Origin of the sequence: Nocardioides xinjiangensis (assembly GCF_017916455.1) — a bacterium.
Taxonomy (GTDB): Bacteria; Actinomycetota; Actinomycetes; order Propionibacteriales; family Nocardioidaceae; genus Nocardioides; species Nocardioides xinjiangensis.
The window spans coordinates 202,987-228,326 of sequence record NZ_JAFMSY010000005.1; the positions used below are offsets into that span (position 1 = coordinate 202,987).

Annotated in this window: 22 protein-coding genes; 16 read left to right on the forward strand and 6 right to left on the reverse strand. The window is 72.4% G+C overall.

Annotated elements, in window-relative coordinates; all coding sequences use genetic code 11:
* The first annotated feature begins 36 nt into the window (after positions 1 to 36).
* The 9 genes from ahcY to secA all read left to right on the forward strand — a co-directional run bounded on the left by ahcY (position 37) and on the right by secA (position 12,293).
* Positions 37 to 1,503 carry an adenosylhomocysteinase gene (gene ahcY / locus J3P38_RS17255; RefSeq protein ID WP_210504532.1) on the forward strand — a complete coding sequence of 489 codons (1,467 nt, stop codon included), beginning with the start codon at positions 37 to 39 and terminating at the stop codon, positions 1,501 to 1,503.
* Between the two features lie 60 nt (positions 1,504 to 1,563).
* Positions 1,564 to 2,262 carry an MtrAB system response regulator MtrA gene (gene mtrA, locus J3P38_RS17260; RefSeq protein ID WP_210440253.1) on the forward strand — a complete coding sequence of 233 codons (699 nt, stop codon included), beginning with the start codon at positions 1,564 to 1,566 and terminating at the stop codon, positions 2,260 to 2,262.
* A gap of 15 nt (positions 2,263 to 2,277) precedes the next feature.
* Positions 2,278 to 3,873, forward strand: coding sequence for an MtrAB system histidine kinase MtrB (gene mtrB, locus J3P38_RS17265; protein ID WP_210440804.1), 1,596 nt, complete (start codon positions 2,278 to 2,280; stop codon positions 3,871 to 3,873).
* Positions 3,870 to 5,624, forward strand: a complete 1,755-nt coding sequence (locus J3P38_RS17270) for an LpqB family beta-propeller domain-containing protein (RefSeq protein ID WP_210504534.1) — start codon at positions 3,870 to 3,872, stop codon at positions 5,622 to 5,624. Before mtrB ends, J3P38_RS17270 begins: the two co-directional genes overlap by 4 nt.
* A gap of 68 nt (positions 5,625 to 5,692) precedes the next feature.
* On the forward strand, positions 5,693 to 6,421 hold the full coding sequence (locus J3P38_RS17275; RefSeq protein WP_210440255.1) for a ComF family protein: 729 nt from the start codon (positions 5,693 to 5,695) through the stop codon (positions 6,419 to 6,421).
* A 400-nt stretch (positions 6,422 to 6,821) separates the two neighbouring features.
* Positions 6,822 to 7,433, forward strand: a complete 612-nt coding sequence (hpf, locus tag J3P38_RS17280; RefSeq protein ID WP_210440256.1) for a ribosome hibernation-promoting factor, HPF/YfiA family — start codon at positions 6,822 to 6,824, stop codon at positions 7,431 to 7,433.
* Between the two features lie 46 nt (positions 7,434 to 7,479).
* Complete coding sequence (locus J3P38_RS18495) at positions 7,480 to 8,175, forward strand: response regulator (RefSeq protein WP_210504535.1); 696 nt, start codon at positions 7,480 to 7,482, stop codon at positions 8,173 to 8,175.
* 2 nt (positions 8,176 to 8,177) lie between these two features.
* Entirely contained in the window at positions 8,178 to 9,407 is a 1,230-nt protein-coding gene (locus tag J3P38_RS17290) for a winged helix-turn-helix domain-containing protein (RefSeq protein ID WP_210504537.1), read from the forward strand.
* A 15-nt stretch (positions 9,408 to 9,422) separates the two neighbouring features.
* On the forward strand, positions 9,423 to 12,293 hold the full coding sequence (gene secA / locus J3P38_RS17295; protein WP_210504539.1) for a preprotein translocase subunit SecA: 2,871 nt from the start codon (positions 9,423 to 9,425) through the stop codon (positions 12,291 to 12,293).
* A gap of 24 nt (positions 12,294 to 12,317) precedes the next feature.
* Here the strand turns inward: secA and J3P38_RS17300 are convergent, their stop codons facing one another.
* Both J3P38_RS17300 and J3P38_RS17305 read right to left on the reverse strand, forming a co-directional pair.
* Positions 12,318 to 12,851 (reverse strand): Rv3235 family protein, encoded by a 534-nt coding sequence (locus J3P38_RS17300; RefSeq protein ID WP_210504540.1) that lies wholly within the window; start codon positions 12,849 to 12,851, stop codon positions 12,318 to 12,320.
* On the reverse strand, positions 12,848 to 13,615 hold the full coding sequence (locus J3P38_RS17305; protein ID WP_210504541.1) for a LysM peptidoglycan-binding domain-containing protein: 768 nt from the start codon (positions 13,613 to 13,615) through the stop codon (positions 12,848 to 12,850). Before J3P38_RS17305 ends, J3P38_RS17300 begins: the two co-directional genes overlap by 4 nt.
* Positions 13,616 to 13,717: 102 nt before the next feature.
* Here J3P38_RS17305 and J3P38_RS17310 point away from each other — a divergent pair, with 102 nt between their 5' ends.
* Positions 13,718 to 14,254, forward strand: a complete 537-nt coding sequence (locus J3P38_RS17310) for a hypothetical protein (protein ID WP_210504542.1) — start codon at positions 13,718 to 13,720, stop codon at positions 14,252 to 14,254.
* A 9-nt stretch (positions 14,255 to 14,263) separates the two neighbouring features.
* Here J3P38_RS17310 and J3P38_RS17315 read toward each other — a convergent pair whose 3' ends face one another.
* The 4 genes from J3P38_RS17315 to J3P38_RS17330 are packed head-to-tail and all read right to left on the reverse strand — an operon-like array spanning position 14,264 to position 17,618.
* Entirely contained in the window at positions 14,264 to 14,593 is a 330-nt protein-coding gene (locus J3P38_RS17315) for a sec-independent translocase (protein ID WP_210440262.1), read from the reverse strand.
* 28 nt (positions 14,594 to 14,621) lie between these two features.
* Positions 14,622 to 15,782, reverse strand: coding sequence for an Mrp/NBP35 family ATP-binding protein (locus J3P38_RS17320; protein ID WP_210504543.1), 1,161 nt, complete (start codon positions 15,780 to 15,782; stop codon positions 14,622 to 14,624).
* 31 nt (positions 15,783 to 15,813) lie between these two features.
* Complete coding sequence (locus J3P38_RS17325; protein ID WP_210504544.1) at positions 15,814 to 16,326, reverse strand: DUF1003 domain-containing protein; 513 nt, start codon at positions 16,324 to 16,326, stop codon at positions 15,814 to 15,816.
* On the reverse strand, positions 16,323 to 17,618 hold the full coding sequence (locus tag J3P38_RS17330) for a magnesium transporter MgtE N-terminal domain-containing protein (RefSeq protein WP_210440265.1): 1,296 nt from the start codon (positions 17,616 to 17,618) through the stop codon (positions 16,323 to 16,325). The genes J3P38_RS17325 and J3P38_RS17330 overlap by 4 nt, the downstream gene beginning before the upstream one ends.
* Before the next feature lie 203 nt (positions 17,619 to 17,821).
* Here J3P38_RS17330 and J3P38_RS17335 point away from each other — a divergent pair, with 203 nt between their 5' ends.
* The 6 genes from J3P38_RS17335 (at position 17,822) to J3P38_RS17360 (ending at position 25,337) form a co-directional block, all read left to right on the forward strand.
* The gene (locus tag J3P38_RS17335) at positions 17,822 to 19,738 is read left to right on the forward strand and encodes an endonuclease/exonuclease/phosphatase family protein (RefSeq protein WP_210504545.1); all 1,917 of its coding nucleotides are present in this window, start codon (positions 17,822 to 17,824) and stop codon (positions 19,736 to 19,738) included.
* 124 nt (positions 19,739 to 19,862) lie between these two features.
* Positions 19,863 to 20,969, forward strand: coding sequence for an endonuclease/exonuclease/phosphatase family protein (locus tag J3P38_RS17340; protein WP_210504546.1), 1,107 nt, complete (start codon positions 19,863 to 19,865; stop codon positions 20,967 to 20,969).
* Positions 20,970 to 21,006: 37 nt separating this feature from the next.
* Complete coding sequence (locus J3P38_RS17345; RefSeq protein WP_210504548.1) at positions 21,007 to 22,572, forward strand: class I SAM-dependent methyltransferase; 1,566 nt, start codon at positions 21,007 to 21,009, stop codon at positions 22,570 to 22,572.
* A gap of 13 nt (positions 22,573 to 22,585) precedes the next feature.
* The gene (locus J3P38_RS17350) at positions 22,586 to 22,795 is read left to right on the forward strand and encodes a DUF6752 domain-containing protein (protein WP_210504550.1); all 210 of its coding nucleotides are present in this window, start codon (positions 22,586 to 22,588) and stop codon (positions 22,793 to 22,795) included.
* 35 nt (positions 22,796 to 22,830) lie between these two features.
* A complete protein-coding gene (locus tag J3P38_RS17355; RefSeq protein WP_210504552.1) occupies positions 22,831 to 23,859 on the forward strand; it encodes a hypothetical protein in 1,029 nt (342 codons plus the stop codon).
* Positions 23,860 to 23,894: 35 nt separating this feature from the next.
* Positions 23,895 to 25,337 carry a phospholipase D-like domain-containing protein gene (locus J3P38_RS17360; protein WP_210504554.1) on the forward strand — a complete coding sequence of 481 codons (1,443 nt, stop codon included), beginning with the start codon at positions 23,895 to 23,897 and terminating at the stop codon, positions 25,335 to 25,337.
* Positions 25,338 to 25,340: the final 3 nt, after the last annotated feature.

Here is a 25,340-nt window from a genome sequence, read left to right on the forward strand (position 1 = left end):
GGCGCAGACGCTCCTCCTCGACACCAGGAGACACCCATGGACTTCAAGGTCGCCGACCTGAGCCTGGCCGAGTACGGCCGCAAGGAGATCGAGCTCGCCGAGCACGAGATGCCCGGACTGATGGCCATGCGCGAGCGCTACGGCGCGGAGCAGCCGCTCCGCGGCGCCCGCGTCGCCGGCTCGCTGCACATGACGATCCAGACCGCCGTCCTCATCGAGACGCTGGTCGCGCTCGGCGCCGACGTGCGCTGGGCCACCTGCAACATCTTCTCCACCCAGGACCACGCCGCCGCGGCCGTCGTCGTCGGCCCGCCCGCCAACGGCGGCACCGTCGACGCGCCCGCCGGCACGCCGGTCTTCGCCTGGAAGGGCGAGACCCTCGCCGAGTACTGGGACGAGGCCGAGAAGGTGTTCGCCTTCACCGACGCCGACGGCAACCCGGTCGGTCCGAACATGCTCCTCGACGACGGCGGTGACATCACCCTCCTCGTCCACAAGGGGGTCGAGTTCGAGAAGGCGGGCGTGGTCCCGCCGCAGGACTCCACCGACAACGAGGAGTACAAGGAGGTCCTCCGGGTCCTCGCGCGCTCCTTCGCCGCCGACCCGCAGCGCTGGACCCGCATCGCCGCCGACATCAAGGGCGTCACCGAGGAGACCACCACCGGCGTCCACCGCCTCTACGAGCGGTTCAAGGACGGCTCGCTGCTCTTCCCGGCGATCAACGTCAACGACTCGGTCACCAAGTCCAAGTTCGACAACAAGTACGGCTGCCGCCACTCCCTCGTCGACGGCATCAACCGCGCCACCGACGTCATGATCGGCGGCAAGGTCGCGGTGGTGTGCGGCTACGGCGACGTCGGCAAGGGGTCCGCGGAGTCGCTGCGCGGCCAGGGTGCTCGCGTCATCGTCACCGAGATCGACCCGATCTGCGCGCTGCAGGCGGCGATGGACGGCTACGAGGTGCGCCGCCTGGAGTCCGTGGTCGACACCGCCGACATCTTCATCACCACCACGGGCAACTTCGACATCATCAAGGTCGAGCACTTCCAGCGGATGAAGAACCAGGCCATCGTCGGCAACATCGGCCACTTCGACAACGAGATCGACATGGCCGGCCTGGCGAGGATCCCCGGCATCGTCAAGGACGAGATCAAGCCGCAGGTCCACCAGTGGATCTTCCCCGGCGAGGACGGCGCACCCGGCAAGAAGATCATCGTGCTGTCCGAGGGCCGCCTGCTCAACCTGGGCAACGCCACCGGTCACCCGTCGTTCGTCATGTCGAACTCCTTCACCAACCAGGTGCTGGCACAGGTCGACCTCTTCACCAACCGCGACGCCTACGAGATGGGCGTGCACGTGCTGCCCAAGCACCTCGACGAGGAGGTCGCCCGGCTGCACCTCGACGCCCTGGGCGTGGAGCTGACCGAGCTCACCAAGGAGCAGGCCGAGTACATCGGCGTCTCCGTCGAGGGCCCGTACAAGCCGGAGCACTACCGCTACTGAGCCGGGACGGGCCTCCCCGTCACGGGCAGGTCGGTCGTGGCGCCACCCTAGACTGGCGCCATGACCGACCTTGCCGAGCCCGCGCGTGGCAGCGTGCTCGTCGTCGACGACGACGCCTCCCTGGCGGAGATGCTGTCGATCGTCCTGCGCCAGGAGGGTTTCGACAGCCGCATCGTGGGCCGCGGTGACGTCGCGCTCCACGCCTTCCGCGACTACAAGCCCGACCTCGTGCTGCTCGACCTGATGCTCCCCGGCAAGGACGGCATCGACGTGTGCAAGGAGATCCGCGCCGAGTCGGGCGTGCCGATCGTGATGCTCACCGCCAAGGGCGACACCGTCGACGTGGTCGTCGGGCTGGAGTCGGGGGCCGACGACTACATCGTCAAGCCCTTCAAGCCCAAGGAGCTCATCGCCCGCATCCGCGCCCGCGTGCGGCGCAACGACGTCACCCCCGACGAGGGCCTGACGATCGGCGACGTGTCCATCGACGTGGCGGGGCACTCGGTGACCCGCGACGGCCGCCCGATCAACCTCACGCCCCTCGAGTTCGACCTGCTGGTGTGCCTGGCCCGCAAGCCGTGGCAGGTGTTCACCCGCGAGGTGCTGCTCGAGCAGGTGTGGGGCTACCGCCACAGCGCCGACACGCGCCTGGTCAACGTGCACGTGCAGCGGCTGCGGTCCAAGGTCGAGCACGACCCGGAGAACCCCGAGGTCGTCGTGACGGTGCGCGGCGTGGGCTACAAGGCCGGCAAGTCCTAGGAGCGAGCGGTGAGCATGCTCGACCGGCTGCCGGCGGTGCTGCGCCACGGCCCCGCCTTCTGGCGGCGCTCGGTGCAGGCGCGCGTCGTGGTGAGCACGCTGCTGCTCTCGGCCGCGGTCGTCGGTGTCGTCGGCTGGTTCCTGATCCAGCAGACGCGCGACGGCCTGCTCGCCAACCGCGTGGACGCCGTCGTGGCCGAGGCCGAGGGGGAGACCGCCGCGGCACGTGAGGCGCTCGCCGCCACACCGGGCATCGACGTCGACGAGTCGGCGCAGCAGGAGGCCCTGGTGGAGCCGATCCAGGCGCGCGGGGCCACCCGCGGCTTCGCCGTCGTCCTGTCCCCGCCGGTCGGCGAGGGCCTCCGCCTGGCCGAGGGCGGCGCGAAGTTCACCGAGGGCCTCGACCTCGCGAGCGTCCCCGAGACGCTCGAGGAGCGCTTCGACTCGGCCTCGTCCACGGCCTGGACCTACACCGACATCCGCACCACCCAGGAGGTGCCGGGGCTGCCCGAGGGACCGGGCATCGTCGTCGGCAGCCAGGTGCGGCTCCCGGCCGACGACAACACCTACACCCTCTACTACCTCTACCCGCTGGCCGAGCAGCAGGAGACCCTCGCGCTCGTGTCCCGCGCCATGCTCGTCGCCGGGGTCCCGCTCCTGCTGCTCGTCGCCTGCCTGACCTGGCTGGTCACCCGGCAGGTCGTGACGCCGATCCGGATGGCGCGGCGGGTCGCCGAGCGGCTCGCCGCCGGGCAGCTGCACGAGCGGCTGCGCGTGCGCGGGGAGGACGACCTCGCCCGCCTCGCGACGTCGTTCAACCAGATGGCCTCCAACCTGCAGCGGCAGATCCGTCAGCTCGAGGAGCTCAGCCGGCTCCAGCGGCGGTTCGTCTCCGACGTCTCCCACGAGCTGCGGACACCGATCACCACCGTGCGGATGGCGAGCGACGTCATCCACGACGCCAAGCCGTTCCTCGACCCGGTGACCGGACGTGCCGCCGAGCTGCTGCAGAAGGAGCTCGACCGCTTCGAGACGCTGCTCGCCGACCTGCTCGAGATCAGCCGGTTCGACGCCGGCGCTGCCGTGCTCGAGGCCGAGGACGTCGACCTCGTCGACGTCGCCCGGCGCGTGGTCGACATGACGTCGGTGCTCGCCGCGCAGCGCGAGACCCGCGTCGTCCTGCACGATCCCGGCAGGCCGTGCGTGGCCGAGGCCGACGTACGCCGCGTCGAGCGCATCGTGCGCAACCTGGTCACCAACGCGATCGACCACGCGGAGAGCCGCGACGTCGAGATCTTCGTCGGCTCCGACCGGCAGTCGGCCGCGATCGCGGTGCGCGACCACGGCATCGGGCTCGGCCCGGGGGAGTCGGCCATGGTGTTCAACAGGTTCTGGCGCGCCGACCCCGCCCGCGCGCGCACCAGCGGCGGCACCGGGCTCGGCCTGTCGATCTCCCTCGAGGACACGCACCTGCACGGAGGCTGGCTGCAGGCGTGGGGACGCCCCGGCGAGGGCGCCCAGTTCCGGCTCACGCTGCCCCGCCAGCTCGGCTCCCAGCTGCGCCACTCACCGCTGCCGCTGGTGCCCCACGACGCCCGGGAGACCGCATGAGACGAGTCCGATCCCGAGCCCGAGCCCGGGCGACGCGGGTGCTGACGGCCGCGGCCGCCTCCGTGCTGCTGGCCGGCTGCGTGCAGATGCCGACGTCGGGCCCGGTGGTGGAGTCCGAGGTGACCACCGGCGCTGACGACGTGCCCGGCATCTCGTTCAACCCCCGTCCACCGCAGGAGGGGCAGGCCGCGGCAGACATCGTCAAGGGGTTCTTCGACGCGATGAGGGCCACGCCGGTCCGCACCAGCGTGGCGCGCCAGTTCCTCTCCCGCGAGGCCGCCGAGGCGTGGGTGCCCGAGCGGCAGATCATCACCTACGCCGAGTCCGCCGAGCCCACGACCGGCACGTCGGTGCGGGTCCGGCTCAGCGACGTCAAGCGCTACGACGCCCGCGGGGCGTGGCAGCGCACCCAGCCGAGCGCCGACCTGTCGCTGCGCCTGGTCGAGGAGGACGGCGAGTGGCGCATCGACGAGGTGCCGGACGCCCTGATCGTGCCGGACTCGTGGTTCGACGACTGGTACGAGCCGGCCTCGCTCTACTACTTCGACCCGGCCACCGAGGTGCTGGTCCCCGAGCCGGTGTTCGCGCCGCGCGGCGACCAGTTCGCCTCCTCGCTCGTGCGGGGCCTGCTCGCCACGCTGCCCGAGGACCTGCAGGACGTCGCGCGCAGCTACTTCCCGCCCGGCACCACCCACGGGCTCTCCGTGCCGATCACCTCCGGCATCGCGGAGGTCTCGCTGTCGGGCGACCCGGACGCGGTCGACGAGGTGACCGCCCAGCGCATGCTCGCCCAGCTGGTGTGGACGCTGCGGCAGGAGCCGCGCATCAACGCCGTGCAGCTCACGATCGGCGGGCGGGTGATCAGCTTCCAGGGCGGGTCCACGCAGGTCGACCTCGGCGGCGTCGGTAGCGCGTACGACCCCAACGGCGAGGCCACGAGCACCGAGCTGTACGCCTTGGCTGACGGGCTCGTCGTCGCCGGTTCGATGGCCGGCTTCGAGGAGACGCTCGGGCCCCTCGGGCAGGACGACTACGGCCTGCGCTCCATCGGCGTCGACCTCGCGGGCTCCCGCGTCGCGGGGGTGTCCGCCGACGGGACGCGCCTCGTTGTGGCTCCCGCCGAGGCGCCCACGGGAGAGGTCACGCCCGTCGTCGTCGGCGCGGCCGACCTGGCCGCGCCGAGGTGGGACCACCGTGACCGCATCTGGGTCCTCGACCGCAACGCGGGCCGGGCCCGGGTCGTCCTGGTGGTCGACGGGTCCGCGGCCGAGGTCGACGTCCCCGGCCTCAGCGGCCGCCGGGTCACCCAGCTGCTGGTGTCCCGCGACGGCACCCGGCTGCTCGGGGTGCGTCGGGGGCGGAAGGCCGACCAGGTCGTCTCCGTCCGCGTGCGCCAGGACGAGGCCGGGGTGGTCGTGGGGTTCACGCCGGTCCGCAGGCTGCCGCTCCCGGTCGAGGGCAACGGGCGCATTCGCGACGTCGGCTGGCGCTCGCCGACGACCGTCTCGGTGCTGAGCGACATCAACGAGGAGCTCTCCCTGGTCCGGACGCTGTCCGTGGACGGCGCCCCGGGCGAGGTCTCCACCGACGGCACCGTCCGGCTCCGCGGCTCCAACCGGGTGCTGGTGTCCACCCCCGCCGACGCGGAGTCCTACGCCCTCGCCGGGCGTTCGGTGACCAGCCTGACCCGTCCCGAGCGGACGGTGTCGGACCTGCCCGACGGCCTCACGTCGCTCACCTACGTCGGCTGAGCCGGCGGTCCTCCCCAGCCGCGCGGCGGGCGGTTGCCGCGGCAGCCGACGGCTGCTGGCATGGGTGGGTGCTCGACGCGGCGCTCGACCTCTTCCTCGGTAGCCGCTGCGTGGGGTGCGAGCACCCGGGCCGGATGCTGTGCCGTCCCTGCCGGGCCGCCCTGGCGCCGACCGCGCGGGTCGCCTGGCCCACCCCCGTGCCACCGGGACTGGTGACGCCGTGGGTCGCGCACACCTACGACGGCGCGGTCCGCGCGCTCGTGGTGGGACACAAGGACCGCGGGCAGTGGAGCCACCGGCGGGTGCTGGGCGGGCTGCTGGCCGAGGCGGTCCGCGGCGCCGTGGGGGAGCTGGACCCGACCGTGCCGCTCCTGCTGGTGCCCGTCCCGTCGCGCCCCGGCGCAGGACGCCAGCGCGGCTACGAGGCCACCGCAGCGCTGGTGCGGCACGCGGCGGCACTCCTGCGGGTCGAGCGCGCCGCGGCGGTGGCGCCGCTGCTCGTCTCGCGCGGAGCGGCGGACCAGGCGGGGCTCGACGCCGCCGGCCGGGCCGCCAACGTGACCGGGTCCATGCACTGTCCCGCGCCGGTGCTCGCCCGGGTCGGCCGCCGCCACCGGGAGGCGTACGTCGTGGTGTGCGACGACGTGCTGACGACGGGCGCCACGGCCCGCGAGGCGCAGCGGGCGCTCGAGGCGGTGGGGCTCCGGCCGGTCGCCGTCGCCGCCGTGGCGGCGACCCCCAGGCGGGTCGGCCCGAGGGGTGGGCCCGCGGTTGGTTCGGGGCGGTGGAGGGGCTAGCGTCTCTTCATGGAGTCCGCCCGGGTCCGTGGTTGCGTCACGGAGAGGGCTGTGCGCGGCACCGTCAGGTGCGGCGACGAGTCCCACCCGTGGCTAGCCGATGCCAGTCGCAGGCGAAACGGTCCACGTAAGTCCCCGGGCGCCGGGCTGCCCAGCAGCCCAGCGGCCGCGGGACGATCACGGTGCGGCTTAGAAGTAAGTCCTGCCCCGTCGCCGGCACCAGATGTGCCGGATGCCGGGAGAAGGCCAGTAGTGACGGAGAAGTTGCGAACGCTTCAGCAGGCGGTTGTGGGGTCGAAGACCAGGTCGGCCGGGCGGGCTCCATCCCACCCTGCCCCGGCGGGTGTGCCGCCGCGGCGAATGGAGGGGTGCGGCCCGTTCGCTAGTTGAGGAGGTTCACATGGAGGTTGTGGTCACGGGACGGCACTGCGAGGTGTCCGACCGGTTCCGCGAGCACGTGTCCGACAAGCTCACCCGTCTGGAGAAGCACGACCACCGCATCATGCGGGTCCAGGTCGAGGTGGAGCTCGAGAAGAACCCCCGCCAGCACGACCGGTCGACCAAGGTCGAGCTCACCGCCTTCTCCAAGGGGCCGGTGATCCGCGCCGAGGCCGCCGCCGAGGACAAGATGGGCGCCCTCGACCTCGCGCTCGACAAGATGCAGGCCCAGATGCGCCGCGCCGCCGACCGGCGGCGGGTGCACAAGGGACGCAACGCGCACGTGTCCGTCGGCGAGGCGCTGGCCGGCATGCCGCAGCTCGAGGACCCGGTGGAGGACGACGGCGTCGTGGAGCGCAAGGTCGGCCCCATCACCGTGACGGGTGACGGTCCGCTGGTCGTGCGGGAGAAGTCCCACAGCGCGGTCCCGATGACCCTCGACCAGGCGCTCTACGAGATGGAGCTCGTGGGCCACGACTTCTACCTGTTCGTCGACAAGGAGAGCGAGCGTCCCTCGGTGGTCTACCGCCGGCGCGGCTACGACTACGGCGTGATCTCCCTCGACGTCGGCTGAGCGCCGCGGCGGTGCTTCGGTCACGCGCGCATGACATGATGCGCGCGTGACCGAGGCAACAGGCACCGACGCCGCTCCTGCAGGCTCCGAACCCGTCCGCGTCCTCGTGGTCGACGACCAGGAGCTGTTCCGCCGCGGCCTGATCATGCTGCTCGGCGGCGACACCGACATCGAGGTGGTCGGCGAGGCGGCCGACGGCGTCACCGCCACCGAGCTCGCCGTCACGACCGCGCCCGACGTCGTGCTGCTCGACGTCCGCATGCCCCGCCGCACCGGCGTCGAGGCCTGCCGCGCGATCAAGGAGGCCGTCCCGGCCACCAAGATCATCATGCTCACCGTCTCCGACGAGGAGGCCGACCTCTACGAGTCGGTGAAGAACGGCGCCTCGGGCTACCTGCTCAAGGACTCCTCCATCGAGGAGGTCGCCCAGGCCGTCCGCGTCGTCAACGAGGGGCAGTCGCTGATCAGCCCGTCCATGGCGGTGAAGCTCATCGACGAGTTCAAGCAGATGTCGAAGCCCGAGCGCGAGCAGGGCCCGGCGCTCCGCCTGACCGAGCGCGAGCTCGAGGTGCTGCGCCTGGTGGCCAAAGGCCTCAACAACCGCGAGGTCGCCAAGGAGCTCTTCATCTCCGAGAACACGGTGAAGAACCACGTCCGCAACATCCTGGAGAAGCTGCAGCTGCACTCGCGCATGGAGGCCGTCATGTACGCCATGCGCGAGAAGCTGCTCGACCTGCCCTGACGGTGGACCGGCTCACCGCGCTCCAGGCCCGCCGCATCGCGCTGGCCGCCCAGGGCTTCACCGACCGGCCGCACGCGACCCCGTCCACCAGGACCTTCGACCGCACGCTCGCCCGCACGGGCGTGCTGCAGGTCGACTCCGTCAACGTGCTGCAGCGCGCCCACTACATGCCGCTGTACTCCCGGATGGGTCCCTACGACACCGACCTGCTGCGCCGCGCGGCCGAGCGCCGGCCGCGCCGGGTCGTGGAGTACTGGGCGCACGTGCAGGCGCTGATGCCGGTCGGCCTCTGGCCGCTCATGCGTCACCGGATGGACCAGTACCGCGCCGAGCGCGGCAAGTGGGGCTTCGTCGCCGACCCGACCCTGGAGCCGCGCGTGCTCGACGCGGTCCGCGACCGCGGCCCCGTCACCGCGCGCGACCTCGAGGACGAGTTCAGCACCGGACCCCGCAGCCGGGAGCACTGGGGCTGGAACTGGTCCGAGGCCCGCAAGGTGCTCGACTACCTGTTCCTCGTCGGCGACGTCGCGGTCGCCGGGCGCACCAGCCAGTTCGAGGTGGTCTACGACCTGCCCGAGCGGGTGCTGCCGACGGCCGTGCTCGACGCGCCCACGCCCACGCCGCAGGACGCGGTGACCGAGCTCGTACGCCGCGCCGCCCGCTCGCACGGCGTGGCCAGCGCCCCGGACCTCGCCGACTACTACCGGCTGCGGCTCCAGCCCGCCCCCGGCCGGCCGAGCGCGAAGGTGGCGATCGACCAGCTCGTCGAGTCGGGCGAGCTCGTCCCGGTCGCCGTCGACGGGTGGAGGCGCCAGGCGTACCTCCACCGCGACGCCCGGCTGCCCCGGCGCGTGAGCGCCCGGACGCTGCTCAGCCCGTTCGACCCCCTGGTGTGGGAGCGGGCGCGGACCGAGGCGCTGTTCGGCTTCCACTACCGGATCGAGATCTACGTCCCGGCGCCGAAGCGGCGGCACGGCTACTACGTGCTCCCGTTCCTGCTCGGCGACCGGCTGGTGGCGCGGGTCGACCTCAAGGCGGACCGGGCCTCGCGGTCGCTGCTCGTCCCGGCCGCGTTCGCCGAGGCGGGCGCCCCTCCGGGGACCGCCGAGGAGCTCGCCGAGGAGCTCCGGCGGCTCTCCGGCTGGCTGGGCCTCGACGACGTGGTGGTCGGCGACCGCGGTGACCTCTCCGCAGGCCTCTCACACGCATTGGGATCCCCGTTGGCACGGTAGGTACAGTTACCACTCGTGCCTGCCATCATCGACAAGCTGCTCCGCATCGGCGAGGGCAAGATCCTCCGCGAGCTCGAAGCCGTCTGCAAGGCGGTCAACGCCATCGAGGACGACTTCGTCAAGATGAGCGACGACGAGCTCCGCGGGATGACCGCAGAGTTCCGCGAGCGGCTGAGCAACGGCGAGACGCTCGACGACATCATGCCCGAGGCGTTCGCCACGGTGCGCGAGGCCTCCAAGCGCGTGCTGGGCATGCGTCCGTTCGACGTGCAGGTGATGGGTGCGGCGGCGCTGCACCTGGGCAACATCGCCGAGATGAAGACCGGTGAGGGCAAGACCCTCGTGGCGGTGCTGCCGTCCTACCTCAACGCCCTGGAGGGCAAGGGCGTCCACGTCGTCACCGTCAACGACTACCTCGCCAAGTTCCAGTCCGAGCAGATGGGCCGCGTGCACCACTTCCTCGGCCTGACCGTCGGGGTCATCCTGCCCTCCATGCGCCCCGCCGAGCGCCGCGAGGCCTACGCCTGCGACATCACCTACGGCACCAACAACGAGCTCGGCTTCGACTACCTGCGCGACAACATGGCCGACTCGGTCGAGGACTGCGTGCAGCGCGGCCACAACTTCGCCATCGTCGACGAGGTCGACTCGATCCTCATCGACGAGGCGCGGACCCCGCTCATCATCAGCGGCCCGACCCAGGACGAGGTCAAGTGGTACGCCGAGTTCGCCCGGATCGCGCGCACGATGGTCCGCGACACCGACTACGAGGTCGACGAGAAGAAGCGCACCATCTCGGTGCTCGAGCCCGGCATCACCAAGGTCGAGGACCACCTCGGCATCGAGAACCTCTACGACTCGGTCAACACGCCGCTCATCTCGTTCCTCAACAACTCGATCAAGGCCAAGGAGCTGTTCCGCAACGACAAGGAGTACGTCGTCATGGACGGCGAGGTGCTCATCGTCGACGAGCACACCGGCCGCATCCTGGCCGGCCGCCGCTACAACGACGGCCTGCACCAGGCCATCGAGGCCAAGGAGGGCGTGACCGTCCGCGAGGAGTACCAGACCCTCGCCACGATCACCCTGCAGAACTACTTCCGCCTCTACACCAAGCTCTCCGGCATGACCGGCACGGCGATGACCGAGGCGTCGGAGTTCGACAAGATCTACAAGCTCGGCGTGGTCCCGATCCCGACGAACCGCCCGATGCAGCGCATCGACAACGTCGACCTGGTCTACCGGACCGAGGAGGCGAAGTACGCCGCCGTCGCCGACGACATCGCCGAGCGCCACGAGAAGGGACAGCCGATCCTCGTCGGCACCGTCTCGGTGGAGAAGTCGGAGTACCTCTCCAACCTGCTGAGGAAGCGCGGCATCCCGCACACCGTCCTCAACGCCAAGCAGCACGCCGACGAGGCGAAGGTCGTCGCGCTCGCCGGTCACAAGGGCGCGGTCACCGTCGCCACCAACATGGCGGGTCGCGGCACCGACATCATGCTCGGCGGCTCGGTCGACTTCCTCGCCGACCAGGAGCTGCGCAAGCAGGGCCTCGACCCGGTGGAGTCGCCGGAGGAGTACGACGCCGCGTGGCCGGCGATGGTGGAGCGGATCAAGGCCCAGGTCGCGGCCGAGCACGACGAGGTCAAGGAGCTCGGCGGCCTCTACGTGATCGGCACCGAGCGCCACGAGTCGCGACGCATCGACAACCAGCTGCGCGGTCGTTCCGGCCGTCAGGGCGACCCGGGTGAGTCCCGGTTCTACCTGTCGCTGCAGGACGAGATGATGCGCCTGTTCAAGTCCGAGTGGGTCGACCGGATCCTCACCGTGCTCAAGGTCCCCGACGACGTGCCGATCGACGCGAAGCGCGTCAGCAACGCCATCGCCGGCGCCCAGGCCAACATCGAGTCGCAGAACTTCGAGTCGCGCAAGAACGTCCTCAAGTACGACGACGTGATGAGCCGCCAGCGCGAGGTCATCTACGCCGAGCGCCGCCGCGTCCTCGAGGGCGCGGACCTCGGCGAGCAGATCCGGGGCTTCCTCGACGACGTCATCGCCGGCTACGTCCGCGGCGCGACCGAGGGCTACGCGGAGGACTGGGACCTCGACGGCCTGTTCACCGCGCTCAACCAGCTCTACCCGGTGGGGCTCACCAAGGAGGGCGTCGTCAAGGCGGCCGGCGGGGTCGAGGGGCTCAACCGCGAGACCCTCATCGAGGAGCTCCAGAAGGACGTCCAGGAGGCCTACGACCGCCGCGAGGACGAGATCGGCGAGGAGGTCCAGCGCGAGCTCGAGCGTCGCGTCGTCCTCTCCGTGCTCGACCGCAAGTGGCGCGAGCACCTCTACGAGATGGACTACCTCCGCGAGGGCATCTACCTCCGCGCGTACTCCCAGCGCGACCCGCTCGTGGAGTACCAGCGCGAGGGCTTCGACATGTTCACCGCGATGATGGACGGCATCAAGGAGGAGTCGGTCGGGTTCCTCTTCAACCTCCAGGTGGAGGTCGAGGACGACGCCCAGGACGCCGACGGCCTCGACGAGGGCGGCGCACCCGTCCAGCCGGCCGCGCCGCAGGTCTCCGCGTCCACGCCGCAGATCGACTTCGCCCAGGCGGCGGCGCACGCACCCGGGGCCCAGACGGCCACGCAGCAGGCGCCGACCATCCGCGCCAAGGGCCTCGAGAAGCCGAGCCGGCCGCGCAACCTCGCCTACAGCGCCCCGTCGGAGGACGGCGAGGCCGAGGTCCACGCCGAGCCGGCCGCCGAGGACGACCCGTTCGCCGGGGTGGGCCGCAACGCGCTGTGCCCCTGCGGGTCCGGGCAGAAGTTCAAGCGCTGCCACGGGGCGCCGGGCGGCGCCTCCGGCCGCGCCACCGTGGGCGGCTGAGCAGCACCGCGGTCCGCGGGCTGCTCAGCCCCAGGCCAGCGCCACGCACTGCCAGCGGTCGCGCACGATCTCGAACCGTGCCGCGACCGCCCGGGAGCGGCGGCCGTACCTGACGTGCGCGCTCGCCTCGACCGCGTCGGACCGGACCAGGGCCGTGCGCACGCCCACGACCACCGGGCGGGCCGGGTTCGGGCCGCGCAACCGGCCGGGGGCGGAGCCGGCGGCCGCGCCGACGGTGCGCGCCCGCCGCGCGAGGTCGTCGTAGACCTCCGGCACCGTGTGGCGCAGCAGCTGGCTCACCGGGCGGTCCCCGGCGGCGATCTCGACGGCCGCAGCCAGGTAGCGGGCGACGACCGCGTCGACCTGCTCGCGAGCGGCCTCCGGGGCGGCGACCAGGTCGGTGGAACGGGCCAGCCGCGGTCGCGGGCGCGGGGGAGCGGTGCGCTGGGTGAGGTCGAGCGCGAGGGCTCCCTGGACGCTGGCCACGCCCGGGCCGGGTCCGGGATCCGACCGGAGGAGGATCACCTCGGCGTCGCTGCCCGACGGGGTGGCCATCATCGCTTCCCGTCCTCGTCGGTGTGGTCCCCGGTGTGGTCCCGGGCGGGCGGGTCCGGCTGCTCGTCCATGTGCATGTCCCTGTCGGTGTTCGTGTGGTTGCTGTTCGTGTCGGTGCCGTCGGTGTCGGTGGGAACGCCGTCGGTGCGCCGCGTCCCCGGCAGGCGGAGCACCTGGCCGGGGTGGATCAGGTCGGGGTCGCGCCCCACCACCTCGCGGTTCGCTGCCCAGATCGCGCGCCAGCGGGTGTGGACGTCGCCGCTGCCGGGGTGGTCGCGCGCGATGGACCACAGCGAGTCGCCGGGGCGCACGACGTGGGTGCCGGGCGTGGCAGGGGCCTCGGGTGCGCCGGCGGGTCGGTCACGCTGCGGCTGCACCTGCGCGACGGCCCGGTCCGGGATGCCCAGCCCCACCAGGAGCTCGGCGCCCTCGCCGTCGACCGCGTGCGCCGGGACCGTCGTCGAGGCCGCCGCGGCCACGCCACAGGCCAGCAGCACCAGCCGCCGGGTGGCCCCCGTCGCCGTCGGCACGCCGCCGCCGAGCACGTCGAGCACGGTGGTCGTCGTGAGGAGCCACAGCCAGCCGAGCGCGACCGCCAGTGCGCTCGCGCACCCGGCGACCACGAGGTCGGTGAGCCGGTCGGGAGCCGGTGCCGAGCCGGCGCGCTCCCACGCCCGCGGTGCGGCTGCCGCGGCCGTGGCGGCGACGGCGGTCGCTGCCAGCCACACGGCGAGCGGTCGCCAGACCGGTGAGGAGTCCCGAGACACCTGCCAAACCTTTCGTTTGCGTCCGTTTGCTTCATTCAACGAAGGTTGAGGACGCGGGTCAAGGCGTCCTCCACAGCCGGGACGCGGCCTAGGCTCGGTGCCATGTCCTGGGAGCACGACCTGTTCGCCCTGTTCGACGACCTCGAGGGTCAGGCCGCCGCGGCGTGGGAGGCCGACCGCGCGGCCGAGCTGGCGGACCGCGCTCGTGCCGAGTACGGCACGGTCACGCTGGCGAGCCGGCTGATGGCCTCACGGGGTCGCGACGTCGCGCTCGACCTGCCGCACCTCGGTCGCCTGGAGGGCAGGCTGTCCCGTGTGGGGGAGGAGTGGTGCCTGCTCCGGGGCCGCGGGCAGGAGTGGGTCGTGCCGCTCGCGGCGGTGTCGGGCGTGCACGGGGCCAGCGCGCGGTCGGTGGCCGAGGTCGCGTGGTCGCCGGTCGACCGGCTGGGGCTGCGTGCGGCCCTGCGACGGCTCGCCGACGCGGAGGCCCGGTGCGTGCTGCACGTCGCCGGCGGCGCGCGCCACGAGACGTACGTCGAGCGCGTCGGCGCCGACTTCCTCCAGGCGCGGGACGTATCCGGGAGCGAGGTGCTGGTGCCCTACACGGCCCTCGTCGCGGTGCAGAGCCGCGACGGCTGACCGCTCGGCTCAGGTGGCTTCCACGTCGTAGGGCGGGACCGCGCCCTCCGGCAGCGCCGACCGCTGGGTCGCCCGGGCCTGCTCCCGGTCGACCTCGGCCATCGCCTCGGTGATGTGCTTGCGCACGATCGCGCGGGGGTCGAGGTCGCGCAGCTGGAGGTCGGCGTACTCCGGACCGAGCTCGCTGCGCAGCTCGTCACGCGCGTTGTGGGCCATGTTGCGGGCGCGGTGGAGCAGCTGGGCCGCCTGACGGGCGAGGTCGGGCAGCCGGTCGGGCCCGAGGACCACGACGGCGACCAGGGCGATCACGGCCAGCTCGAGGAGCCCGACGTCGAACATGCCTCAGAACCTCCTGGTCCGGCGCCGGTCAGAACCTGCTGGACGGGGTCAGCCCGAGCTGCATGCCGGCGAGCCCGCGGCCACGGCCGGAGAGGGTCCGGGCGACGTCGGTCAGCTCGCGGGCCGCAGGTGCGCCGGGATCGGCCTCCACGATGGGCTTGCCGACGTCGCCGCCCTCCCTCAGCGAGATGTCGAGGGGGACCTGGGCGAGCAGCGGGACGTCGTAGCCGAAGCGCTCCGACAGGGTCTGCGCGACGCGGGCACCGCCGCCGCTGCCGAAGACCTCCAGCCGGTGGTCGTCCTCGGCGGGGCAGTGGGGGCACGGGAGGTAGCTCATGTTCTCGACGACGCCCACCACCCGCTGGTGCATCATCGAGGCCATCGTCCCGGCGCGCTCGGCCACCTCCGCCGCTGCCTCCTGGGGGGTGGTCACCACGACGACCTCGGCGCTGGGCAGGTGCTGGCCGAGCGAGATCGCCACGTCACCGGTGCCCGGCGGGAGGTCGAGCAGAAGTGCGTCGAGGTCGCCCCAGTAGACGTCGGCGAGCATCTGCACGAGTGCGCGGTCGAGCATCGGGCCACGCCAGGCGACGACCTGGTCGCGGCGCGGCTTGAGCATGCCGATCGAGATCACCGACACGCCGCTCGGGGTCGGGACCGGCATGATGAGGTCGTCGACCTGCGTGGGGCGGGTGTCGGCGACGCCGAGCATGGCGGGCACGGAGTGGCCGTAGATGTCGGCGTCCACGATGCCGACCCGGAGGCCCTGGGCCGCCATCGCGAGCGCGAGGTTGACGGTGACCGACGACTTGCCGACGCCGCCCTTGCCGCTGGCGATCGCGTACACCTTCGTCAGCGACCCGGGCTGCGCGAACGGGATCTCGCGCTGGGCGCGGCCGTCGCTGAGGACCTCCTTGAGGCCGGCGCGCTGCTCGGGGGTCATCACGCCGAGGGTGAGGTCGACGGAGGCGACGCCCGGGACCGTGGTGACGGCCGCCGTGACGTCGCGGTTGATGGTGTCCTTGAGCGGGCACCCGGCCACCGTGAGCAGCACGTGCACGGCGACGGAGCCGTCGGCGGCCACCTCGACGGAGTCCACCATCCCCAGCTCCGTGATCGGGCGCTTGATCTCCGGGTCGTTGACGGTCGCCAGCGCGTCCATCACCTGCTGCTGCGTGGGGGTGCTCATGATGCCCCAGTCTACGAGCCGACCCGAGGGCTCACGGTTCGGGCTCGTCGTCCGCCTGCTGGCGCGAGAGGTCCTCGATGTCGCCGAGCAGCCCGCGCAGCTCGGAGCGGAGGAAGTCGCGGGTGGCGACCTCGCCCACGGCCATCCGCAGCGAGGCCACCTCGCGCGCCAGGAACTCCATGTCGGCGTGCGCCCGGGCGTTGGCCTGCCGGTCCTGCTCCGCGACGACCTTGTCCCGCTGCTCCTGCCGGTTCTGCGCGAGCAGGATCAGCGGCGCGGCGTACGACGCCTGCAGGCTGAGCATCAGCGTGAGGAAGATGAACGGGAACGGGTCGAAGCGCAGCTCGCGCGGGCTCAGCGTGTTCCAGAGGATCCAGGCGGCGACGAACATCGTCATCCAGAGCAGGAACTTCGCGGTGCCCATGTAGCGGGCGAACGACTCGGCGAACACGCCGAACGCGTCGGCGTCCACGCTGGGGCGTCGCACGAGGTGGCGGCGGGCGTCGCGCGGGGTGTCGAGGCGGGAACGGCGGTCCACCGTCATCGGACGCCCCCGCCGCGTGCCCGCGCGCCGGCGTCGCCGGCGATGGGACCGGGCCGGGGCGCGCGGTCGCGCCAGCCCTCGGGCAGCATGTGGTCGAGCAGGTCGTCCACGGTGACGGCGCCGAGCAGCCGGCCCTCGTCGTCGACCACCGGCGCGGCGACGAGGTTGTAGGTGGCGAGGTGCGCGGCCACCTCGTCCATCGAGGCGTCGGGGCGCAGCGGGTCCATCGACTCGTCGAGGGCCGCCGCCACCAGGGTCGACGGCGGCTCGCGCAGCAGCCGCTGGATGTGCGCGGCGCCGAGCAGCCTGCCGGTCGGCGTCTCGAGCGGCTGGCGGCAGACGTAGACCAGCGCCGCCAGCGCCGGCGTGAGCTCGGGGTTGCGCACCTGCGCCAGCGCGTCGGCGATGGTCGCGTCGGGGGAGAGGATGACCGGCTCCGGCGTCATCATCGCGCCGGCGGTGTTGTCCTCGTAGGACATCAGGCGGCGGACGTCCTCGGCCTCGTCGGGCTGCATCAGGCCCAGCAGGGTCGCGGCCGTCTCGGGGTTGAGGTCGGCGATCAGGTCCGCGGCGTCGTCGGCCGACATCTCCTCGAGGACGTCGGCGGCGCGCTCGGAGTCCAGCTGCTCCAGGATCTCGACCTGGTCCTCCTCGGGCAGCTCCTCGAGGACGTCGGCGAGCCGCTCGTCGTCGAGGGCCGCCACCACCGCCGTCCGCCGCTCCCGGGGGAGGTCGTGGATCATGTTCGCCGCGTCGGCGGGGCGCATGTCGTTGAGCGCGGAGATGAGGTGGGTGGCCCCCTGCGTGGGCTCGGGCCGGGTCAGCCCGGTGACGTCGCGCCACTCCACGACGTACGTCTGCCCGCGCCGCCGGAACCCCTTGCTGGGCTCCTGCACGGCGACGCGCGAGAGCACCCAGTCGCGGTTGCGTGCCTGCTCCATCGCGACGTCGTAGACGACCCCGGTGACGCCGGACTCCCTGATGGTGACCGTGCGGTCGAGCATCTGCCCCATCACCAGGGTCTCGGTCGAGCGCTGCTCGAACCGCCGCATGTTGAGCAGCCCGGTGGTGTGCACCTGGCCGCTGTCGATGTTGGTGATGCGGGTCATCGGCACGAAGATCCGTCGCCGCCCGAACACCTCGGCCACCATGCCGAGGACCCGCGGCTGGCTGGTCTCGGTGCGGATGGCGACGACGAGGTCGCGCACCTTGGCCACCTGGTCGCCCTGCGGGTCGAAGATCGGCAGCCCGACGAGCCGGGCCACGAAGACGCGGGTCGGGGAGGTGCTCACGGCGGCAACGTTAGCGTGCCGGGACCGCGCTCGAAGCCGTCGTGCGGGCGAGGCCGTCGTGTACCCTGAGGCCGCACGAGTCACTTCCGTCACATCACACCCGTCACATCGACCGTGTCCTCGCAGCGCGTCCCACGCGCCGGGCGGCCACGGTCGGGCCACCTCGACGACGCCACTTCCCCGACGACTGTGAGGCCCCACGCATGTCCGGCACGACCACGTCCTCGCGCTCCACGCGTCCGCCCGTCACCGGGCTGCGACGCCTGTGCGCCACCTCGCTCGCCCTCGCGACCGCGCTGCTGATCGCCCCGGCCACGCCCGACGCCCTGGCTCCGGCAGCCGCGGCGGCACCGGTGGCCGCACGGGTCGCCGACACCCCCCAGACGACGCCCGCCACGTCGTTCCGGGTGGCCAACTTCAACGTCCTCGGCGCCGACCACACCGCGCCGGGCGGCAACCGCAAGGGCTGGGACTCCGGCGTGGTGCGCATGGACCGCGTGGTGACCCTGGTGAAGGAGAACGCGCTCGACGTCGTCGGCTTCCAGGAGTTCCAGCCGCCGCAGGCCACGCGCTTCGCGGAGCTGATGGGGACCACCTGGCAGACCTACCCCGGCCTGAACAACCCCGCGGGACCGTCGGTCAACTCGATCGGGTGGAGCACCGCGGTCTGGCGGCTGCTCGAGGCGCGCACCATCCCGATCCCCTACTTCGACGGCGTCCCCAGCCGGATGCCCGCGGTCCTGCTCCAGAACATCGAGACCGGGCGCCGCGTGTGGTTCTTCAACACGCACAACCCGGCCGACACCCGGGGGCCGGCCCAGCAGTGGCGCGACACGGGCTTCGCGATGGAGGTCGCCCTGGCCAACGAGCTGCGCGCCGCCTACCCCGACGCCCCGTTCATCTCGCTCGGTGACAAGAACGAGCGCGGCGAGTACTACTGCGCCGTGGCCCCCGGCGCCGACCTGTGGTCGGCGAGCGGCGGCTACGTCGACGGCACCACGTGCCGCCCGCCGGCCGGCGGGGCGATCGACTGGATCATGGGCACGAAGGACGTGTTCTTCAACGGGTACACCCGCCTCGACAACGCGTTCGTCCGCCGCACGAGCGACCACCCGCTCTACTTCGCCAACGCGGTGGTCCCGGCCTCGGCGCCCGTCGGCGTCGACCACGTCGTGGTCGTCGCCGTCCCCGGCCTGACGTCGACCGTCGTGCGTGGCAAGGTCGGCGACGCCGGCGAGATCGCCCGCCTGCGTGCCAACGGCGCCTCGACGACCAACGCCCGCACCGTCCGGGAGAGCACGCAGGCCGACGCGAACCTCATGTCGCTGCTCACCGGCCGCCGGGTGTTCGCCAAGGCCGGCGGCCACGGCGTCGGCTCCACCAAGCGACTGCCCGCCACGGTGCACGCCTCGGCCGGGCAGTACGTCTCGGGCGTCTTCGACCTCGCCCACAACCTCTCGAACCGCACGATGTTCGGCGCCAGCCGCCCCGAGACGCACCTGGTCCACCGCAGCTGGAACCGCAAGTCCGGCGGCGGTGACCCCTACGGCGTCGACGACGGGAAGGCCAAGCTCGACGCCGCCAAGGTGATGCGCGACGACGCCGCGGTCGTCGGGTGGTGGCGCGACAAGATCGCCAAGGCACCGGCCGAGCTCAGCGTCCTCGAGCTCTCCGGGGTGCTGGACGCAGGTCTCGACGACGGCTTCACCGGTCCGGCGTACCAGAAGGCGGTCCGCAAGGCGTTCCGTCGCGTGGCAGCGGTGCGCCGCAGCATCGCCGCGTCGCCGGAGATGCAGGGCACCACCCTGCTGGTGGTCACCGGCACCGGCGGCGCCCAGAAGGCGCGAGGGTCCTCGCGCGACTGGGCCCAGAGCTACCGCGTCCCCATGTGGGTGACCGGTCCCGGCGTCCCCGCCGACAGCGACCTGTACGACCTCAACCCGTCGTTCGCCTCGCCGGGCAAGCAGCAGATGGGCTACTCGGGCGTCCAGCCGATCCGCGTCGGTGACCTGACCAACCTCGTCACCCGCACGCTCGGGCTCCCCCCGGTGCCCGGCTCGTCGATGGACCCCGAGCAGCGCTTCCAGGTCTTCGACCCGCTCCTGGTGCCCGGCGCCTGACCGGAGGTTGGGACGCGGCCCGGAGGCCCGGCTAGGCTGGCCGCCTCCGAGCCGTCCGCCCGACCCGCCCGCGCGGCAGGCGGCTCGCCTCCCGGAGGTGGCCGTGATGCACAAGGATCCGACCGTGAGCGGCCCGCGCCGCTCGCGCGCGGAGGTGTGGGCACCCCTCCTGGTGCTGGCGGTCATCGCGGGCGTCGTGTGGGCGTCCTTCTGGTCCGGGCCCGCCGGCACGGGCTCCGCGGACGACCGCGTCGGCGCCTCCCAGGAGACCGGCGAAGTCACGGAGCCGGACGGGCCCACCGGGACGGAGGAGCAGGGGTCGGCGACGCCGGACGACGAGGCCACCTCCGGGGAGGGCGGCAGTGCCGAGCCGGACGTCACCGAGCCCGAGGAGCTCGAGGCGTCCGTACGTCGCTTCCGCGCCGCCCAGCGGCGGCTGGCGGCCCGGGTCGCCCAGCAGCTCGAGCGCCGCACCCAGCCGGCGGTGGAGTTCCAGGTCGCGACCTACAACGTGCTCGGCGACTCCCACACCGGTCCCGGCGGCAACAAGCCCGGGTTCCCCGACGCGGGTCCCCGCATGGACATGGCGATCGCCGCGCTGCGCGGCAACGGCATCGACGTGGTCGGCTTCCAGGAGTTCGAGGCCAGCCAGCACAACATGTTCGTCGCCCGGGCGGGGGAGTACTCGCTCTACCCGGGGTTGTCCCTCGGCGACAAGTCCGTCCGCTTCAACATCGCCTGGCGCTCCGACATGTTCCGGATGGTCGAGGCGCATACCCTCACCATCCCCTACGCCGGCGGCAGCCGGATCGCGATGCCGGTCGTGCTGCTGGAGTCCACGAGCACCGGTCGCCGGGCGTGGTTCGCGAACTTCCACAACCCCGCGGACACCCCCCGCCTCGGCAACAACGCCCGCTGGCGGGCCGAGGCCGCCGGCCTCGAGATCGCCCACCTCACCGAGCTGCGCCGGTCGGGCGACTACCCGGTGATCGCCACGGGCGACTACAACGAGCGCGCGGAGATCTTCTGCCGCTTCACCGCCGGGGGCGTCTTCAGCGCCGCCAACGGCGGCAGCTCGGCAGGCGGGTGCTCGCCGCCCCCGAGCATGCAGGTGGACTGGATCTTCGGCTCCACCGGCGTCGCCTTCGCCGACTACGCCGTGACCGGCACCGGCAAGGCGTCCGACCACAGCCTGGTGCACGCCACCGCCACGCTGACCGCGTCGGAGTAGGCGCAGCGCCGGCGACGGCGCTCGATATACTCCGGGAGTGAGGTCACTGAGCCAGCTGCGGCGTCCCGGCGCGCTGGAGGTCCTCCGGATCGACGCGCAGGAGATCGTCGTCTCGCCGTCCCGCGAGCGGCTCGTCGACGTCGCCTTCGACGGCCGGCGCATCTGGTCGTTCTGGCTGCTGCGTGACGGCCAGGCGCGCGACGACGGGATCCACCTGTCCTGGCCCAAGCCGCTGCGCCCCTTCCTCGACGGCGTCACCGAGGTCACGATGACCGACCCGGGCACCGGCACGGTGCTGTACTCCCGGACGGTCCGGCTCGGCGACCGTCGCGACCGGATCGAGGTGGTGAACGCGGCGGGCCGACCGCTCAGCCTCGACAAGTCGCTCAAGCTCGTCGAGACCTTCGACACGCGCGACGCCGCCCAGGTGGAGCCGCTGCTCGACGCGATCGACGAGGTCCTCGGCGCGCTGCGCAAGGCCGGGCTCGACGCGTTCCTGGCCTACGGGACCGCGCTGGGCGCCGTGCGTGACGGCGGGCTCATCGGCCACGACAGCGACGCCGACCTCGGCTACGTCAGCACCTACGACCACCCGGTCGACGTGATCCGCGAGTCCTTCCGCGTGCAGCGCGCGCTGACCGACATGGGCTACCGGGTCACGCGGTACTCCGCGATCGCGCTCAAGGTCCACGTGCTGGAGAGCGACGGGCTCGACCGCGGCCTCGACGTCTTCGGCGGCTTCATGCGCAACGGCGTGCTGTACCTGATGGGCGAGATCGCGGTGCCGTTCCGGCGCGAGTGGATCCACCCGCTCGGCACGGCCTCGCTGGAGGGCCGCGAGTTCCCCGTGCCGGCCGATGCCGACAAGTTCCTCACCGCCACCTACGGCCCCCACTGGCGCGTGCCCGACCCGGCCTACAAGTTCACCACGCCGGCCAGCACCATCGAGCTGTTCAACGGCTGGTTCCGCGGGATGCGCACGGGCCGGGCCGGCTGGCACGGCTACCACAAGCGCACGATCCACCAGGAGCCGACGGTGTCCGACGTCGCGCGCGAGGTGGCCGAGCGCCACCCCGACCTGGCGACGTACGTCGACATCGGCTGCGGCCGCGGGGCCGACGTCGGCTTCTTCGCCGACCGGGGCGTCGCCGCGGTCGGCCTCGACTTCCAGCCCTATGCCTACGAGGTCGAGGCGCAGCGCCGCGCGGACGACCCGCGCGTGACCTTCCAGCTGTTCAACCTGCTCGAGCTGCGCCACGTGCTCGCCGTCCCGGCCTGGCTCGCCCGGCTGCCGGGCCCCCGCGCCGTGGGCTGCGTCCACGTCGTCGAGCGGCTCGGCCGGCGCGGGCGGCTCAACATGCTGCGGGCCTCGCGCATGGTCCTCGCCGGCACCACCGGCACGCTGCACCTGCAGTTCCTCAGCGAGAAGGGCCGTGACGGCTACGCTCGCCGCACCGGCGCCCGCAAGGCCCTCGACCCGGCGGTCGTGCTGGCCGAGGTGGCCGAGTCCGGCGGCCGCGTCCTCGAGGACCGGCGCACGCGCGTCTCGGCCGACCCCGCGAGCTCGCAGGTGTGCCGCTTGATCATCGACTGGAACGGGTGAGGTGGGAGCAGACATGTTCGGACGCAGGAGGCACGCGCCGGCGAGCGGGGACCTGGAGAAGCGGGTCGCCGCCCTGGAGGAGGCCCTCCAGGAGAACCGCGCCCTCAACGTGCGCCTCGCCGAGCTCACCGACGTCGTGACCGAGCTGCTCCTGCCGGTCGCCGCGCGCGACGAGGAGAAGCTGGAGGAGCTGCTCGAGAAGTACCGCGGGGACTTCTCTTGAGCCCAGGCCCGGACAGCCGTGGCGGGCCCCGCCGGGTGTTCCTCCACATCGGCCTGCCGAAGACGGGGACGACGTACCTGCAGCAGGTGGTGTGGGGCAACCGCGACCGGCTCCGCGCCGCGGGCCTCGTCCTGCCCGGCTTCGGGCACCGCGAGCACCTCTGGGCGGCGCTCGACCTCCAGGAGCGCCCGCGGCTGGCCAGGCGCCACCCGGACGCGCCGGGGGCCTGGCAGCGGCTCGTCGACGAGGGCGCGGGGCAGTCGGCCGACGTCCTCATCACCCACGAGTTCCTGTGCGGGGCCAGCGCCGCGCAGGCCTCGCGTGCCGTCGCCAGCTTCCCCGGAGCCGAGGTGCACCTGGTGGTCACGGCCCGCGACGCGGCGAGCGTGGTCTCGGCCGGCTGGCAGGAGTCGGTGAAGAACGGCGGCACCGTCGACCTCGACTCGGTCCTGGCCGGCAAGGCCGCCGGCGGCCCGGAGTTCAGCATGCGCACCTGGGACCTCGCCGCGGTGCTGGAGCGCTGGACCCGCGACCTGCCCGCCGAGCGGGTGCACCTCCTCGTGATGCCCGGCGCCGGCGAGCCGCGGGACCTGCACTGGCGCCACTTCGCCGAGGTGCTCGGCGTCGACCCCGACGACTTCGAGGCGCCGGCCGAGGCGGTCAACCCCGCGCTCGGGATCGTGCAGATCGAGACCCTCCGGCTGGTCAACAAGCACCTGCCGCCGTACTCCGCCCAGGAGCGCGGCGTGTGGATCCGCGGCTACCTCGCCGAGGACCTGCTGGCCCGGCAGCCGAGCGAGCGCGGCGGGCTGCCCGAGGCCTACCGCGACCGGTTCGACGCCATGGACCGAGCGGCCGCCCGCCTCGTGGCGGAGCGTGGGTTCCACGTGCTCGGCGACCTCGCCGCCCTCACCGGCCGCCGCGTCGCCGGTGCCGGCCGCCTGCCCGGCACCGTGACACCGGAGGAGCTCCTCGAATCGGCGGGGCGCCTCGTCGCTGATATCGTGGCCGACGTCCGCGCGAGCACCCACGACGTGGTGCCGCGGTCCCGGGGGAGTCTCTGACCCGGGTGCCGGAGGGCACCCCGAGGGAGTTTGTGTTGCGTTCCACGTTCATCGCCCTGTCCGCCGCCTGCGGCTTGCTGACCGCGCTGCTGGTCCCGGCCTCGGCCGCCGCCCCGCCTGCACCGGCGACCGTCGCGCGCGGCGTCGCCGCGTCGGCCCCGGCCGCCCCCACCACGCTGGCGCGCCCCGGCAAGCCCAACAAGCGGTGGAAGGTGCCCACGGGCCCGAAGTTCAACAACCCGATGATCCCCAAGGACCGCTTCGTCATCGAGCGCCACGTCCTCCGGGCGATCCGCAACACGCCCAAGGGCGAGAAGATCACCATCTCCGCGTACTCCCTCGACCGGCAGGTGTTCGCCGACGAGCTGATCCGCGCCAAGCGGCGCGGCGTCAAGGTGAAGGTGCTGCTCAACGACCACCTGGTGCCCAACGCCCAGGTCCGGATCCAGCGCGTCCTGGGCAACAAGACCAAGAAGTCCAGCTTCCTGCGCCGCTGCGTGTCGGGCTGCCGTGCCGACAAGAACGAGTACAACAACCTGCACAGCAAGTTCTACCTGTTCAGCCGCACCGGCCGGAACCGCAACGTCGTGATGCTCGGCTCCTACAACATGACGCTCAACGCGGTTCGCTGGCAGTGGAACGACCTCTGGACGACGGTCGGCAAGAAGACGCTCTACGACCAGTTCGTCTCCCTGTTCAACGACATGCGGCCCGACTGGGACAAGCGCCGTGCGTCCTACGCGTTCTGCGAGAACGGCCGGGACTGCCCCGCAGGTGACCAGCAGAAGTACTACAACATCGTCTTCCCGCGGCACACGACGCCCAAGAAGGACGTCGTGCTCGACATCCTCAACAACGTCCAGTGCGTCTACACCGACGCGGCGGGGGTGCAGAGGCGCACCCAGCTGGCGCTCTCGATGCACACCATGCGCGGCAACCGGGGCAACTACATCGCCGACAGGCTGCGCTCCCTCTACGCGCAGGGCTGCAACCTTCGGGTCAACTACGGGCTGATGGGCTTCTACACCAAGAAGCACATCGGAGCGCCGACGCCGAGGGGCCGCGTGCCGCTGCGCTCGACCGGCTTCAACCTCCGCGACGACGTCCCGACCGGTGACCCCGAGATCGACAACATGCCCGAGAACATCGAGCGCTACACGCACCACAAGTACTTCGTGCTGCGCGGCTCCTACAAGGGCAACGTCGACTCGCACATCGTGTGGACGGGCTCGACGAACTGGTCGAGCCTCGGCACGCCGCAGGACGAGATCCTGTTCAGCATCCACGGCCGCGGGGTCGTCCGCGACTACATGGCCAACTTCAACCTGATGTGGAAGAAGCCCTTCAGCCGCGACGCCTACACCACGACGTACTCGTCGTGGCGGATGGTCAACGGCCGCCGGGTGGGCGTCGGCCCCATGGTCACGGTCGAGCCCGACCGGCTCAGGGGTGCCGGACCCACCTGGGAGAACGACTGACCG

Bases quoted from the DNA above. Each gene is read 5' to 3' on its own strand.
- J3P38_RS17350 (WP_210504550.1), top strand. From the start codon at position 22,586: ATGTTCGGACGCAGGAGGCACGCGCCGGCGAGCGGGGACCTGGAGAAG.
- J3P38_RS17335 (WP_210504545.1), top strand. From the start codon at position 17,822: ATGTCCGGCACGACCACGTCCTCGCGCTCCACGCGTCCGCCCGTCACC.
- mtrB (WP_210440804.1), top strand. From the start codon at position 2,278: ATGCTCGACCGGCTGCCGGCGGTGCTGCGCCACGGCCCCGCCTTCTGG.
- J3P38_RS17325 (WP_210504544.1), bottom strand. From the start codon at position 16,326: ATGACGGTGGACCGCCGTTCCCGCCTCGACACCCCGCGCGACGCCCGC.
- hpf (WP_210440256.1), top strand. From the start codon at position 6,822: ATGGAGGTTGTGGTCACGGGACGGCACTGCGAGGTGTCCGACCGGTTC.
- J3P38_RS17320 (WP_210504543.1), bottom strand. From the start codon at position 15,782: ATGAGCACCCCCACGCAGCAGCAGGTGATGGACGCGCTGGCGACCGTC.
- J3P38_RS17310 (WP_210504542.1), top strand. From the start codon at position 13,718: ATGTCCTGGGAGCACGACCTGTTCGCCCTGTTCGACGACCTCGAGGGT.
- J3P38_RS17270 (WP_210504534.1), top strand. From the start codon at position 3,870: ATGAGACGAGTCCGATCCCGAGCCCGAGCCCGGGCGACGCGGGTGCTG.
- J3P38_RS17315 (WP_210440262.1), bottom strand. From the start codon at position 14,593: ATGTTCGACGTCGGGCTCCTCGAGCTGGCCGTGATCGCCCTGGTCGCC.
- ahcY (WP_210504532.1), top strand. From the start codon at position 37: ATGGACTTCAAGGTCGCCGACCTGAGCCTGGCCGAGTACGGCCGCAAG.
- J3P38_RS17300 (WP_210504540.1), bottom strand. From the start codon at position 12,851: ATGATGGCCACCCCGTCGGGCAGCGACGCCGAGGTGATCCTCCTCCGG.
- mtrA (WP_210440253.1), top strand. From the start codon at position 1,564: ATGACCGACCTTGCCGAGCCCGCGCGTGGCAGCGTGCTCGTCGTCGAC.